Source organism: Methylobacterium sp. ME121 (assembly GCF_000974725.1).
Lineage (GTDB): Bacteria > Pseudomonadota > Alphaproteobacteria > Rhizobiales > Beijerinckiaceae > Methylobacterium > Methylobacterium radiotolerans.
On the sequence record NZ_BBUX01000067.1, the window covers coordinates 1 to 13186 of the forward strand.

12 protein-coding genes and 3 pseudogenes are annotated in these 13186 nt (G+C 76.7%); 2 read left to right on the forward strand and 13 right to left on the reverse strand.

Annotated elements, in window-relative coordinates; translation table 11 throughout:
* Nucleotides 1-29: 29 nt before the first annotated feature.
* From ME121_RS26705 to ME121_RS26715, 3 genes are read right to left on the reverse strand one after another with little or no spacing between them, the layout of a single operon-like run.
* The gene (locus ME121_RS26705) at nt 30-374 is read right to left on the reverse strand and encodes a hypothetical protein (RefSeq protein ID WP_012321894.1); all 345 of its coding nucleotides are present in this window, start codon (nt 372-374) and stop codon (nt 30-32) included.
* Nucleotides 375-430: 56 nt separating this feature from the next.
* Entirely contained in the window at nt 431-952 is a 522-nt protein-coding gene (locus ME121_RS26710) for a hypothetical protein (protein ID WP_024828349.1), read from the reverse strand.
* A 59-nt stretch (nt 953-1011) separates the two neighbouring features.
* Complete coding sequence (locus ME121_RS26715) at nt 1012-1509, reverse strand: phage tail tip lysozyme (protein ID WP_024828350.1); 498 nt, start codon at nt 1507-1509, stop codon at nt 1012-1014.
* A 121-nt stretch (nt 1510-1630) separates the two neighbouring features.
* Here ME121_RS26715 and ME121_RS26720 point away from each other — a divergent pair, with 121 nt between their 5' ends.
* Nucleotides 1631-2191 (forward strand): GDSL-type esterase/lipase family protein, encoded by a 561-nt coding sequence (locus tag ME121_RS26720; protein ID WP_245337835.1) that lies wholly within the window; start codon nt 1631-1633, stop codon nt 2189-2191.
* A 22-nt stretch (nt 2192-2213) separates the two neighbouring features.
* Here the strand turns inward: ME121_RS26720 and ME121_RS26725 are convergent, their stop codons facing one another.
* The 6 genes and pseudogenes from ME121_RS26725 to ME121_RS26745 all read right to left on the reverse strand — a co-directional run bounded on the left by ME121_RS26725 (nt 2214) and on the right by ME121_RS26745 (nt 10266).
* The gene (locus ME121_RS26725; RefSeq protein ID WP_059409910.1) at nt 2214-3470 is read right to left on the reverse strand and encodes a DUF2793 domain-containing protein; all 1257 of its coding nucleotides are present in this window, start codon (nt 3468-3470) and stop codon (nt 2214-2216) included.
* Between the two features lie 18 nt (nt 3471-3488).
* Nucleotides 3489-7396 (reverse strand): annotated as a pseudogene (locus ME121_RS26730) (baseplate multidomain protein megatron).
* A gap of 305 nt (nt 7397-7701) precedes the next feature.
* On the reverse strand, nt 7702-8097 hold the full coding sequence (locus tag ME121_RS34340; RefSeq protein ID WP_071000407.1) for a hypothetical protein: 396 nt from the start codon (nt 8095-8097) through the stop codon (nt 7702-7704).
* 173 nt (nt 8098-8270) lie between these two features.
* Nucleotides 8271-8738, reverse strand: a pseudogene (locus tag ME121_RS26735) (NlpC/P60 family protein); the annotation flags it as partial.
* Complete coding sequence (locus ME121_RS26740) at nt 8735-9610, reverse strand: phage/gene transfer agent baseplate hub protein (protein ID WP_012321887.1); 876 nt, start codon at nt 9608-9610, stop codon at nt 8735-8737. The gene ME121_RS26740 and the pseudogene ME121_RS26735, both read right to left, overlap by 4 nt.
* A 14-nt stretch (nt 9611-9624) precedes the next feature.
* Nucleotides 9625-10266 (reverse strand): DUF2460 domain-containing protein, encoded by a 642-nt coding sequence (locus tag ME121_RS26745; protein ID WP_059409911.1) that lies wholly within the window; start codon nt 10264-10266, stop codon nt 9625-9627.
* A 396-nt stretch (nt 10267-10662) separates the two neighbouring features.
* On the opposite strand from ME121_RS26745, the gene ME121_RS26750 reads away from it, so the two are divergent.
* Complete coding sequence (locus ME121_RS26750; RefSeq protein WP_059409912.1) at nt 10663-11580, forward strand: TauD/TfdA dioxygenase family protein; 918 nt, start codon at nt 10663-10665, stop codon at nt 11578-11580.
* A gap of 33 nt (nt 11581-11613) precedes the next feature.
* On the opposite strand, the gene ME121_RS26755 is transcribed toward ME121_RS26750, so the two are convergent.
* The 4 genes and pseudogenes from ME121_RS26755 to ME121_RS26765 form a co-directional block, all read right to left on the reverse strand.
* Nucleotides 11614-12192, reverse strand: a complete 579-nt coding sequence (locus tag ME121_RS26755; RefSeq protein WP_059409913.1) for a phage tail tape measure protein — start codon at nt 12190-12192, stop codon at nt 11614-11616.
* Between the two features lie 9 nt (nt 12193-12201).
* Nucleotides 12202-12366 (reverse strand): annotated as a pseudogene (locus ME121_RS34345) (phage tail assembly chaperone); the annotation flags it as partial.
* A 53-nt stretch (nt 12367-12419) separates the two neighbouring features.
* Entirely contained in the window at nt 12420-12767 is a 348-nt protein-coding gene (locus ME121_RS26760) for a gene transfer agent family protein (protein ID WP_059409914.1), read from the reverse strand.
* A 5-nt stretch (nt 12768-12772) separates the two neighbouring features.
* On the reverse strand, nt 12773-13183 hold the full coding sequence (locus ME121_RS26765) for a phage major tail protein, TP901-1 family (RefSeq protein ID WP_012321882.1): 411 nt from the start codon (nt 13181-13183) through the stop codon (nt 12773-12775).
* Nucleotides 13184-13186: the final 3 nt, after the last annotated feature.

Sequence of the window (13186 nt, forward strand, 5' to 3'; positions counted from 1 at the left end):
CGAGAACCCTGTCCCAGCGCAGGCCCATCTCACGCTCCCGTCAGCAGCTTCCAGAGGGCCCGCAGGGCCGGGATGTGCGCGGCGAGCCACGCGACTTGGTCGGAGAACCAGTGCGCGGCCGCCGCCGCGGCGACGAAGGCGAACACCGTCGCGTGCTTGAGCCGGCGCAGGTAGCGGCGCAGCGCGCGGCGCTCGAGATGCGCGTCGACCAGCTCGTCGAGGGCGGCGAGGCGCGGCTCGGACTGGCGGGCGAACCACGCGTGCCAGACGGGCGGGAAGCGGATCGTCCGGGGCCGCCCGCCGAGGGCGACCCCGGGGCCGGCCGCGTCCTCGGGGGGCGCGGACCGCCGCGTCCCGGTGCGGAGGGGCTTCATGGTGATGTTCCCTGTCTCACGGCCCCCCTGTGCCGCCGGAGCGGCGACGCCCGGCTTCAGGCCGGGCGCGTGTCCGCCCCGCGCAGCTGCGCGAGCGCCGGCGCGAGGACGTTGGCGGCGCTCGCCTCCGGGTCGAGCGGCAGCGTCCGGAAGATCCGCGCGGCCACGCCCGCGGGTCCGCCCGCTTTCCGCACGACGTGCGCGGGGGCGGTGGCGAGGACGTGCCGGGCGCCGGCGGCCACCACCGCGGCGCCGAGATCGGCGCTGACGGTCCGGCCCCGGGCGGCGCCGGCCACGGCGTTCTGGCCGAACTCGGCCCCGGCACGGATCGCGGCCTCGATCCGGTCGCGGGTGAGCACGGAGGCGGCCCAGGGCGCGACCCGGGCGATGCCGGCGGTGACGGCGGCGGCGGCGAGCGGCACGAGGGCGGCCGTGACCGGCTGGAGCAGCCCGGCGAGCCAGTCGCCCCACGGGAGCGCCAGGCCGGCGGCGGACGCGGAGGGGGACGCGATCGCGGGCGCGGCGAGCGGCAGGCTCGTGACGGCCAGGGCGAGGGCCGTCCGGATACGGTGCGTCATCGTTGGACTCCGTGGTTGCGCGCGGCGGACCCGGCCGGCTCGGGATCGGGTGCGGCGGGTCAGGGGCTGCCCGGCGGCGGGGCGGCGGGGGCGTCGCGCAGGGCGGCGAGGGCCCGGCGGGCCCAGGCGAGGCGGTCTCTCGCCGCCACGACGCCGGGCCGCTCGTAGCGGCGCCAGACCGCCGCGGTGGCGGACGCGAGGGTGGTGGTGGCCCGCAGGGCGGCGAGGGCCGGCGCCTCGGGCCCGCGCAGCTCGGCGCAGAGATAGCCGTAGCCCGCCTCGGGATCGGCGGGATCGAGGCCGCGCGCCCGGCACCACGTCTCCATGGCGACGCGCCGGGACCCGGTCCACTGGGCGAGTCCCCAGCCGCCGCGGGAGCCCGGCACCGCGGGCGCGACCTCCTGGAGGTGGCGGAACCCGCCGGTCTCGCGGCCGAGATTGCCGAGCAGGCCGGCGGCCTGGAGCTCGCTCAGGCCGAGATCGCGCATCAGCCGCGGGCCGAGGCGGCGGCAGGCGGCGGCGAAGGGCTCCTGCGCGGCCGGAACGGGAGGCGGCATGGGCCCAGGTTCGGGCCTGGGTTCGGGCCTGGGTTCGGGCATGGGCGTGCTCCGGAAACTGGCCTCCCCGGTCGCGCCGGGCTAAGGCGGCCCGCGCCGTGGGCGGCGCCGAGGGGGATGCGTGGGACGCGGACAGGACCGGCCGCTCGTGTTCATCGGCGACTCGATCACCGCCGCCTGGGGCGCGGTGCGGGCCGAGACCTTCGCGCGCCACGGCTTCGTGGCCCGGGGCGTCCCGGGCGAGACGAGCGGGCAGATCCGGGCGCGCTTCCTGCGCGACGCGGCCGGGGCCCGGGGCGTTCACCTGATGTGCGGGATCAACGACATCGCGGAGATCGGCGGCCCGGTCCCGGACCGGGCGATCGCCGGGAACATCATGGCCATGGGGCGGATGGCCTTCGCGGCCGGGCTGCCGCTCACGATCGGCACCGTGATGCCGAGCGACTTCTGGGGCTGGCGCCCCGAGCTGCGGCCGGTGGCGCGGATCCGCGCCCTGAACGGGTGGCTGCGCGCCTACTGCGCGGCGGGTGCGGCCCGCCTCGTCGATTACGGGCCGCCGCTCGCCACGGAGGCGGGCGCGCTCCGGCGCGAGTTCACCGACGACGGCATCCACCTCAACGGCGCGGGCTACGCGGCGGTGGAGCCGGCGATGCTCCGGGCCCTCGGCGCAGGCTCGGAATGACGGCGGCCGCGGGGTCGGGCGCTCACGCGCCCAGCGCCAGCCAGTAGGTCGGCACCGACCCGACGCCCGCCACCGAGCCGGCCGCCGCGCGGCGGGTGCGGAGCGTGAACCCGGTGGCCGCGACGTCGCTGACCTGCGCGGCGTGGAGCGCGTCGCCGGCGCCGGCGACCGGCTGCGCCCAGACGCCGAGGCAGCTCACCGGGAAGGCGATGCCGAACGTCACCGCGACATCCGCCTCGGCGGCGGTGACGAGCCCCCATTGCGCGATCAGGCCGCCCGGGAGCCGGATCGATCCGTTCGCGCCGAGCGCCTGCGCGCCGGCCGCGAGCGGCGTCCCGTCGGCGCGCTGGTAGTGGCGCACGCGCCAGCGGCCCGCCGCGTCCGAGGTGGCGATGCAGGTGTCGTCGGGGGCCGTGACGAGGTCGGCCCGGGTCGGCAGCGCCAGCGCCTCGGGATCGTGGACCAGGGTCGCGGCGCCCGAGAAGCGCACGAGCCGCTCCCGGTCGGCCGCGGCGCCGAAGCTCGCGATCCGCCCGGCGCCGGTGACGAGGACGCGCCGGGTGCCGGCCGCGCCGAGGTCGGTGGTGGGGGCGGCCGCGAGCGCGGTCTCGGCCGAGGCGAAGTCGATCCCGCCGGTCCGCGCCGACGCCGTGAGCGCCGTGGCGAAGGCGGCCCCGTCGGGCGAGACCTTCAGGGTGAAGTCGTCGCTCCCGAGGTTGCCCAGCAGCGCCCGCGCCGCGTAGCCGGTCTCGAAGACCAGGGCGGCGTCGCGGGCGGCGGATTTCCGGTTGACGGAGACCCGCATGTCGCCGGTGCCCGGCGTGGCGTCGTCCCAGGTCAGGAGGGCGGAATCGGACTTCACCGCGAGGCGGTTGCTGGCATCGGCCGCCGTGTTGATCCCGAGGCGGCCGACGCTCTGGAGCGCCGTCAGCGCGCGGCGGAGGCTCGTCCAGGCGGCCCCGTCGAAGACGTAGAGGTCGGCCTCGTCGACCAGCCAGGCGAGCCAGCCGGCCCGCGGCGCCGCGCCGGTCCAGACCCCGTCGGCGTAGCGCACCACCTGGCCCGCGAGCCCCGCCCAGGCGCCCCCGGGCGCGTCGGCGGTCACGAGGTAGCGGTCGCCCTCCAAGGGGCCCGGCGGCGGCGCCGCGAGGTCCTTGTCCAGGCAGGCGAGCTGGACCAGCGCGTCGAGGAGGGCGAGCGCCTCGTTGTGGGTGACGTGCTTCTGCGCCTGGCTCGCGGCGATCAGCGGCAGGCCGAGATGGGGCGTGGCGTCGGACATGGGGCAGCTCCCGGGCGGTCAGGCCGAACGGACGGGGATTCGGGCGCGGCAGGCGGGGCCGGGGCCGGCGACCGGCCCGATCTGCGCCACCGCGACGTCGAGATGCGTCTGGGCGCCGCCGAAATCGGCCGTCTCGTCCGCGTAGAGGCAGTGCTGGGCCTCGGCCCGGACCGTGCGCAGGGCCGCGCCGGCGGCGGAGAACACCGTCACGGCGTAGGCGTCCGGCTCGTCGAGCGGGATCTCGGCCGGCTCCCAGGCGTCGCCGTCGCGGCGGGCCCGGCGGAGCCAGGAGAGCCGCACGCCGTCCGCCGCGCGCCGCGCGCGCGGGTGGACCGGCCGCAGGGGCGTCAGGGCCGCGAGGCCGGCCGCGGCGGTGAGCTCGGTGACGGCCGGATCGGCCGGATCGCTGTCCGCCGGCCCGATCCGGTAGCGGAACGCGCGGCCGACCTCGTCCAGCCGGTCGACCAGGGGCGTCACGGCGCCGTCGTCGAGGCGCACGATCAGGCTCCCCGCCGGGCTGACGCGCCCCGCCGCCGCCTCGCTGCCCGCGAGCCCGCGCAGGAAGCCGGACAGCCGGTAGGTGTCGGGCCCGGTCAGGACCGCGGACGCGGCGCCGAGCAGCTCCACGGCTCCGTCCGCGCCGAGCAGGGCGAACAGGTTGCCCCCAGCGAGCATCGCCCCCTCCCCGATCGACGCAGGGCCGCGCCGCGCCGCAGGGCGACGTCGAGGTGGACGCCCCTCTGGATCCGCCAGAGCGGGCCGGCCGGCAGCGCCGACAGGGTGCGCCCGAGGCAGGCCGGGTAGTCGACGACGCGGTGCAGGGCGAGCGGCCCGTCGCCCGCGGCGCGCCAGATCGCGACCGCGCCGGGCCAGGGCTCGGCCGCCACCGCGCAGTATTGCAGGGTGACCGGGTCGCCGCGGTCGACCGGCAGGTCGAGGGCGAGGCCGAGCGGCGGGCCCGGGAAGGCGGGCGGCGCCACCGCCGCCTGGGCCATCGGGCGGGGCACCCCGCGCCCTGGCCCCGCCCGGGGCGGCACGCCGCTCGCCTCGATCCGGCGGCCCGTGGGCGCGTCGTCGATCCGGTCGATCCGGCGCAGGACCGTGCCGCCGGGCACGTCGGCCGGCACCGCCACGAGGTCGCCGGGCTCCAGCTCGACCCGGCGCGGGCTCACGGTGAACACCGCGCCGTCGCGGGCCGCGATCAGCCGGTCGAGCAGCGCCTCGGCGAGGCCGTCGCCGGTCTCGCGGCGGGTGACGATCGCCGCCTCGATCCGGGTCTCGCGCCGCCGCTGGCCGGCGGGCCGCACGGCCGAGGCCGCGGCGCGGCGGTAATCCGGGCTCTCGGAATCGGTGATCCCGAGCTCCACGGAGCGCGGCAGGGCGCTCTCCTCGGCCCGGACCTGGTGCAGGACCGGCCGCTCCTCCGAAAGCCGGACGAGGTCGGCCTCGGCCAGCACGACCGGCCGGTCGCGCCGGGGGCCGCGCAGCCGCAGGGTCCCGGCCACCGCCGAGACGTCGAGGCCGTAGACCTGCGCCAGGGTCTCCAGGGCGCCCCGCGCCGTCAGCGGCCGGTCGATCACGTAGCCGTCGAGATAGGCGGCGGCCTCCACGGAGACCGGCGCGTCGAAGCCGAAATCCGCGAGGATCTTCAGGACCAGCAGGTCGAGGTCGCAGCCCTCGATCCGGCCGGTGATCCAGTGGCCGACGCGCCAGTTGGCGGCGTCGGCCCACACGCCCCGCACCGTCGGGAAGGCCGGGAAGGGCCGCGCGTCCCAGGCCCAGACGAAGATCCCGTCGGGATCGACCATGCGGCCGCCGTAGACCGGCGAGACCGGGTTGTCGGCCTCCCGGAAGCCCGGCACGGCCGGGTCGAACCGGGCGATCACGGCCTCCAGCCCGCGGAGCTGGATCAGCTCGTCGCGCAGGGCGCGGGATTCCGGCGGGAAGGCGCTCTCGGACGATTTCGGGTCCGGGAAGACGTTGGGGCCGTTGGTGCCCTTGTCCACCGCCGGCACGCCGATCTCGGTGAGCCAGATCGGCTTGCCGGCCGGCACCCAGGCGGTGGTGCGGGTCTCGACGCCGCCGTCGCGCTCCACGTGCGGGCTCGACCACCACGCGACGAGGTCCTTGGCCCGGTAGATCCAGGGCTTGCCGGCGGCGCCGTCGGTGATCGGCCGGCGCCGCTGGGCGGCGCGGTCCTCCGCGTCGGCGTAGTACCAGTCGAAGGCCTCGCCGGACGCGCCCCGGGCCTTCAGATAGGCCCGGTCGGCGATGTCGCCCGTCACCGCGAGGTCGGCGTGGTCCGGGTCGTCGCGCCAGTCGGAGACGGGCGGGTACCAGTCGATCCCGACGGCGCCGATGTTCGGGTCGGCGAACAGGTCGTCGAGGGGGAAGCGCACCGTGGCGCCGCCGTCGCCGACATGGGCGCCGTACTCGGTCCAGTCCGCGCCGTAGACCAGGGTGACCGCCGGGCCGAGGCGGTCGCGGAGCGCGGCGGCGAGGTCGCGCAGCGCGCGCACCGCCGGGTAGCCGGCCGCGCCGCGCACCCGGGTCAGGCCGACGAGCTCGCTGCCGATCACGAAGGCCGCGAGCGGCGCGCCCGAGGCCGCCCAGCCGGCCGCGAGGTCGGCGTAGTGCAGGACCGCGGCGCGGTAGCCGCCCGCGAAGAAGGCCGCGACCTGCGCGTCGGCCGCGGCGGTGCCGTCCGGGCTCCCCGGAACGCCGGGAGCCGGATCGCAGGTGATGCGGCCGCGCCAGGGATAGGCGGGCTGCGCGGCGCCGGGGCTGTGCGGATCGGGCAGCGCGTTGCCGGCCGGCACGTCCATCATGACGAACGGGTAGAGCGACACCGCGAGCCCCCTTCGCGCCAGCTCGGCCACCAGCCGGGTCAGGCCCGCATCCGCCGGGGTGCCGCCGTAGGCGGGGCTGCCGTCCGGCAGGGTCGAGACCGTCTCGGCCCGGTCGCGGGTGATCCCGGCGACCCGCCAATCCTCCGGCCGGGCGCGCTTGTCGGCGGCCTCGACCTTGGGCACCACCCGGCAGGATCCCGCCCGCAGGTCGGTGCCGAACCACGTCGCCACCACGGCGACCCGGCGCAGGTTCGGGCAGAGTGTCTGGAGGGCGTCGAGCGAGGCGACGACGTCGGTGCCGCGCTGGAGCTGGTGCCGGTTGGCGGCCTCGGTGCGGCCGAGCCCGAGATCGACGGTGACGCGGTCCGGATCGAGGCCGAACTCGCTGGCGCCGGGGATCAGGTCGACGGCGCGCACCCGGTCGAACAGGCCGTTGACCGGGCGGATCACCTCGAAGGCGAATTGCGGGACGCGGTTGCCGAAGGCCGCGAGGGCCAGGTTCTCGAACACCACGTAGGCGAGGCCGCGATAGGCCGGCGCGTCCCCGGCCCCCTCCTTGGCGACGATCAGCGGGTCCGGCTCCTGGCCGGGGCCGCCGGTATGGACCCGCAGGGTCAGGCCGGCCTGGTCGATCTCCCGGCCGTCCGCCCAGATCCGGCGGACGCAGGCGATCTCGCCCTCGCACAGGCCGACCGCGAGGTTGGCGAAGTAGCTGTAGCGGGTCGTGACGGTCTTCGGGCCGCCCGCCAGGCCGCCCACGCCCTTGGCGGGTGCGGCGGCGCGCTGCACCGCGGTGTTGGCGAGCTCCAGCGGACGGGTCGCCCAGATCAGGGTGCCGCCGATCCGCGCCCGCCCGTAGACCCGGGGGATCGGATCGCCCTCGGTGGAGGTGAGCCCGGCGACGTCCGCGAGCCGCGGCCCCTCGACGAGGCGCGCGTGCCGCCCGGACCCCGACAGGGCGCCGCCGAGGGCCGCGCCCGCGACCGAGCCGAGCGCCCGCCCGACCAGGCCGCCGATCGGGCCGCCGAGGGCGGTGCCCGCGGCCGCGCCGGCCGAGGACAGGATCAGCGTCGCCATGACGGGGCTCCGGGCCAGTTTGATGCGGATCTCGGGTGGGCTTTATCGGGCGAGCCGACCCATCGGGCTCTCGGTGGCGCCGCGCCAACCCTGTAAAGGATCGCCGCGACCGCTGGGGGCTCAGAGAAGCTGAAGCCGCGCGGACCCTGGGACCTCGGCGAGCCCGCGTGTCGGATCTGGGGCGCGGAGCGATCCATCTGCGCGGCATTGACCTGCCCGTCGCGGCGACCGCAACGCGGGCAGCGCGGGGTCAAGGATCGAACTTCCTGCCGTCCCGGAGGCGTCAACCGTCCGAGGCCCGCCCCTCAGTCCGGGACGAATCCGGTCGGAGTTTTCCGGAAGCGTGTGTCACCGACACCGTAGCCGCGGCCGCCCCGCTCCCACCGGACGACATAACCGTCCGACGTCGGATAGCCGCAGATGAGACGCATCCATGGAAGGCGCTCCTGCTCGGGACCAATGACATCCGTTCTGAGAAACGGCTCGCCGGGATCCGCCATGCGCCCTGGCAACGCCCTCACTATTCCGCCGGGAAGCTCGGCCTGCTTCCTGGCGATTCGAGCGTCCGAAGAGCCACATTGAATCGCGGGATCCACCGGCTGGGCATGCGCCGCGATCGAAGACAGCGCAGGGATCAGCCAGAGCAGGATTGACTTGAGGCAGATCGGCATATCGACCCGAGGGATCAGGGCACCATCCATCGGCCGCGCCGTCTCGCAGCCTGCGCGCCCTCCTCACAGGCCTGCTGACGCGGCCGCCCCAAGCTAGACTCGAAGTCGGAGCCTGTCTCGCCCGCGAAGCTCAGCGGCACGTGGTGCCGTCGATCGGCGACGACCGACGAATCCTGCTCCAGACCCTCCGCAAGTCCGGCCATCTCCGGAAACCGGAACACCCCCGTCGCGTGCCGCCGCCACCACGCGGTCAGCGCCACCTCGGCGACCGCCGCGCCGTCGTGGGCGTGGATCATCGCGCCGTCGCCGGTGGCGATGGCGCAGTGGCGGGCCGGCAGGTGGCGGCGGAAGGCGAAGAGCAGGACGTCGCCCGGCCGCGGCGCGCAGGCCGCGGGCCTATCCGGCACCGGCACGAGGTGGCGGGCGGCCGCCTCGGTCAGGGGGTCGGTCCCGGGCGCGGCCGATTCCGCCCAGGTGCCGGAATAGGGCGGCGGCGCCTCGGGCTCGGCGCCGTAGAGCCCGCGCCAGACCCCGCGCAGCAGGCCCAGGCAGTCGCAGCCCACGCCGCGCAGCGACGCCTGGTGGCGGTAGGGGGTGCCCAGCCACAGCCGCGCCTCGCCGAGCGCCGCGACACCGATCTCTCGGCCGATCTCCCGCCGCATCGCGCTCATCGGAACAGGCTCCCGCCGTCGAGGACGTGGTCCGAGCCCGGGACCGACCGCATCACCGCGTCGTTGCCGGGCATGTGCGGGAAGCCCTGGAAATTGACCGCGTTGGCGAAGCGGTCGCGGCAGGTGGCGAGGCGCTTGTCGCACCCGGCCGTGAGGCTGAACCCGTCGCCGGGATCGACCGGCCGGGGCGGCGCGGTCCAGAGCTCGATCAGCGGCCCGAGTTGGAGGCGCACATCCGCCGCGAGCCCGGCATTGGCGCCCGTGGTCCAGGTCAGCCGCCCGCCGGTGAACAGGCCGTCCGCGAACGGTCCGGCGAGCGTCGCCGCGAGCGTGGCCGGCTCCGGGACGCCGGTCACCCGGCCGGCGGTCGTCCACGCGCCGCGGTCGACGCGGCAGCGCCCGTCCCCGAGATCGGCGCCGCAGGTCGCCCGGTAGGTGCGGCCCCGCTCGGCGCCGAGCCGGTGCGTCAGGCCGCGCAGTTCGGCCACGAAGGCGTCCCCGTCGCGGCGCACCTCGCCGATCGTGGCGACGTCGAGGAGGAGTCGGGTCTCGGGCTCGGTCCAGTCGACCAGCCAGGTCTCCACGGCGGCGCCGTCGTAGAGGCCGCCGGCGATGTCCGCCTCGGTGAGGCCGAGGCCGCTGAGCGCCCCGGCGACGTCGCCGCCCGAGACCGCGAAGCCGAGCTCGGCGCCGGCCTCGGCCGCCTCCAGCCCGGTGCGGGCGGCGTGGACGAGGCCCGCGACGGTGAGGTCGCGGTCGTGGTCGGTGAAGCCGAGGGCGAGCCCGTCCCGCCGCCGCAGGGACCAGCAGCGGCACAGGGTGGTCACGCCGCCGGCGAGGTGGGCCGCGAAGGCCTCCGGGATGTCGCGCATGGCGTCACGCCTCCTCAGGGCACGATCTCGACGAGCGGCACCCGCGGGATCTCCCCGGCCGTGAAGGCGGCCAGGTCGACGGTCAGCGCGTCGGTGTCGAAGCGGACCGGCACGTCGAAGCTGAAGCCCGCCGTCACCGCGGTGCCGGGCGGCGGGACCTGGCCCGCCGCGAAGGTCACGAGACCGGTCGTCGGGTCGCAGGCGAAGCCACCGGGCTCCACCTCCCGGCCCGCCACCGCGACCCGGACGCTGCCCGCCACCGGCTTGGCGATCCGGCGGCGGTAGGGCGCGAAGCCGGACCCGTAGGTCTTGAGCAGCGGGAAGGACGCGGTGGCGCCGTCGCCGGTGCCGAGGGGCTGATCGAGGGGGCCGATCGGTCGGCCGGGCGGTCCCGACCGGCTGTCGACCCGGTCGCGGAACCGGAAGCCGTAGAGCCGCCCGCGCCGCTCCTCGAAGAAGGCCAGCACGGCGTGCAGGGCGTCGAGGCCGCGCATCCCGAAGCCGGCCTCGTAGCGGCGGCGGGAATCGGCCCAGCGGCCGTTCCGGTGCTCCCGGCCCGAGGCCAGGGTCACGATCTCGGTGAGCCGCTGCGGCCCCCCGCCGGCGCGCAGGGACACGTCGAGGGGGAACAGCACCTCGTGGAAGTCTTCGGCCATGGCGGGCCACTCCGGTTGGGGTCGCGCTGTTGCCGCGCCGGTCTTCCGGGTCCTCACCGTCGTCGCGCGCAGCGAAGCGACCCAGGGCAGCGCGACATCGGTGACCGTGGCGCCGCGGGATCGCGTCGCTCCGCTCGCGGGGACGATCGCGGTGCCCCGCCTCGGCCGGCCCCCGCGCGACGTCGGGGAACGTGATCGCCGCCGGACGGGACCGGCTGAAAAGAGTCTTCCTGGCGAGACCGGAAAATAAAAAACTCCGTTCATCGACAAAGGACAGCGATCGATCGAAGATCGACGTGCCGGAGCGGAGGTCGTCCGAAGTTCTCCCGGTCCGAGCACCTCGGTTCATCGCGCGATCCGCGCATCCCGTCGCCGCCCTGCCTGGGAAACCTTTCGATGAGCGCCGTCCCCCAGCCCCTCCACGCGCCTGTCCCCGCCCTCGACATCCGCCGCGTCGCCGGCCGTCTCGGCGCGGAGATCCGCGGCCTCGCCCTCTCGGGGGACCTGGACGACGGGACGGTCGCGGCGATCCGGCAGGCGCTGAACACCCACAAGGTGGTGTTCTTCCGCGACCAGGACCTCGACGAGGCCGGGCAGGAGGCCTTCGGCCGGCGCCTCGGCGACCTCGTCGCGCATCCGACCGTCCCCTCCCTCGCCGGCACGGCGGGGGTCCTCGACATCGACGGCAGCCGGGGCGAGCGGGCGAGTTCCTGGCACACCGACGTGACCTTCGTGCCGGCCTACCCGGCGCTCTCGATCCTGCGGGCCGTGACGCTGCCGCCCTACGGCGGCGACACGCTCTGGGCCAACACGGCGGCGGCCTACGCGGACCTGCCCGAGCCCCTGCGCGACCTCGCCGACAAGCTCTGGGCGCTGCACTCCAACGTCTACGACTATGTCGGCGGCCGGGTGAACGTGTCGGAGGCCGGGCGGCGGCGCTACGACGAGGTGTTCACCAAGACCGTGTTCGAGACCGAGCACCCGCTGGTCCACGTCCACCCGGAGACCGGGGAGCGCTCGCTGATCGTCGGCCACTTCATCCAGCGGATCCTGGGCCTGACCACCGCGGATTCGCAGCATCTGCTGGCGATCTTCCACGACCACGCGACCCGGCCCGAGAACACCGTGCGCTGGTCGTGGCGGACGGGCGACGTGGCGATCTGGGACAACCGCGCCACGGTCCACCGGGCGGTGGACGATTACGGCGAGGCGCCCCGCGTGGTCCGCCGCGTGACGATCCGGGGCGCCGCGCCGGTGAGCGTCGACGGCCGCACCAGCCGGGCGCGGGAGACGCAGGCGCGCGAGGCGGCGTGACCCGCGACGTGACGGCGGCCGGGCCGGCCGCCGTCACGTCGCCCGCTGGCCGCGCGCCACCGCCCGGGCGAGGCTCGCGGTCACCTGCGCCTCCGAGCGGCGGAAGGCCCCCGGATCGGGGGTCGCGATGTTGACCGTCACGGAGACCGGCCGCGTCGGGGCGCCGCCCGCGGCGACGCCGAGGCGCCCGTCCGGCCCGCGGCCGAGGGGCAGGATCGCCTCCGGGCCGGCCTCGCCCATGAGGCCGGTACCGCCCGCCATCGGGAAGTAGGTCGGCGCGGCCACGACGCCCCCGGCGGCGAAGGGCTGGACGCGGCCGCCCCGGAACACGCCGCCCCGGGCGAAGCCCGTCTCCGCGCCGGAGCCCAGCATCGCGCCGACCAGGCCCGTGAGGCCCGGCTGGATCGGCCCGGCCGCCGCCCGCGCCGCCACGCCCGCGAGGCGCGCCCCGATCGTGCCGAGCACGCCGTCGAGGCTGCGGCCGGACGCGGCCCCCCGGGTCAGCGCCGTGTCGAGGCTGCGGCCGAAACTCTGCGCCAGCCGGTCCAGGGTCTCGAGCTGCCGGATGCGGTCGTCGGCCTGCGGGTCGGTCTGCGCGTCGGTCTCGGCCATGGCGGCGCCTCACGGTGGGTCGGGATGGGCGGCGAGGAGCCGCGCGAAGGCGGCCCGGGTCAGAGGTTCCGGGCCCGCGCGCCGGCCGAGCGCGGCGGCGAACTCGCGCGGCGTCGCCGACCAGAAGTCGCGGGGTCGCCAGCCCAGCGCGCCGAGGCCGAGGGCCAGAGCGTCGTCCCAGGGGAAGCGGTCCGGGGCCGGACGCGGCGGCTTGTCCGCGTCCGGCCCTAGGGAGGGTTTGCCGAACCCGGCGCCTCCCCGCCCGGCAACTCCCCGAAGGCGGCCGCCAGGACGTCGCCCAGGGCGGCCGAGACGGCGTCGAGCCCGCCCGCCAGCGGCAGCCGCGCCACCGCCGCGTCGTCGAGGTCGTGGCCGCCGCCCCGCAGGGCGACGCCCAGGAGGGCGATCAGGTCGCGGGCCGAGACGCGCCCGCCCGCGAAGCGCGCGGCGAGGCCCGCGAGGTCGCCGGCCTGGAGCGCGGCCTCCAGCTCGGCGAGCGCCCCGAGGGTGAGGCAGAGGGTGTAGCGCCGCCCGCCGAGGGTGAGCGGCACCTCGCCGCGGATCCGGTTGGCCACGGCGCTCAGACCGCCGCGAAGGCGAGCGCGCCGCCGGATTCGAGGCTCATGTCGAAGGTGACCTCGCCGGCATGGTCGCCCCGGTACTCCAGGCTCGCGATCTGGAACGGACCCTCCAGGATCCCGAAGGCCGGGATCACGATCTGGAACGCCTCGACCGCGCCCTCGAAGAACAGCAGCCGCAGGCGCGCGTCCGAGGCCTGGTCGCGGAACACGCCGGAGCCGGCGATCGCGGCCCGCCGCACCCCGGCCCCGGCGAGCAGCTCGCGCCAGCGCCCGGCGGAATCGGCGTTGGTGACGTCGACGGTCTCGGCGTTGAGGGTGATCTGGCGGCTGCGCAGGCCCGCCACCGCCGCGAAGCCGCCCGCGCCGTCGCCGGCCCGGATCAGCAGGTCCTTGCCCTTCTGCGCGCCCATCGG

Bases quoted from the DNA above. Each gene is read 5' to 3' on its own strand.
- ME121_RS26715 (WP_024828350.1), bottom strand. From the start codon at position 1,509: ATGCCGCCTCCCGTTCCGGCCGCGCAGGAGCCCTTCGCCGCCGCCTGC.
- ME121_RS26745 (WP_059409911.1), bottom strand. From the start codon at position 10,266: ATGGCCGAAGACTTCCACGAGGTGCTGTTCCCCCTCGACGTGTCCCTG.
- ME121_RS34340 (WP_071000407.1), bottom strand. From the start codon at position 8,097: ATGGATGGTGCCCTGATCCCTCGGGTCGATATGCCGATCTGCCTCAAG.
- ME121_RS26705 (WP_012321894.1), bottom strand. From the start codon at position 374: ATGAAGCCCCTCCGCACCGGGACGCGGCGGTCCGCGCCCCCCGAGGAC.
- ME121_RS26755 (WP_059409913.1), bottom strand. From the start codon at position 12,192: ATGGCCGAGACCGACGCGCAGACCGACCCGCAGGCCGACGACCGCATC.
- ME121_RS26750 (WP_059409912.1), top strand. From the start codon at position 10,663: ATGAGCGCCGTCCCCCAGCCCCTCCACGCGCCTGTCCCCGCCCTCGAC.
- ME121_RS26765 (WP_012321882.1), bottom strand. From the start codon at position 13,183: ATGGGCGCGCAGAAGGGCAAGGACCTGCTGATCCGGGCCGGCGACGGC.
- ME121_RS26740 (WP_012321887.1), bottom strand. From the start codon at position 9,610: ATGCGCGACATCCCGGAGGCCTTCGCGGCCCACCTCGCCGGCGGCGTG.
- ME121_RS26710 (WP_024828349.1), bottom strand. From the start codon at position 952: ATGACGCACCGTATCCGGACGGCCCTCGCCCTGGCCGTCACGAGCCTG.
- ME121_RS26725 (WP_059409910.1), bottom strand. From the start codon at position 3,470: ATGTCCGACGCCACGCCCCATCTCGGCCTGCCGCTGATCGCCGCGAGC.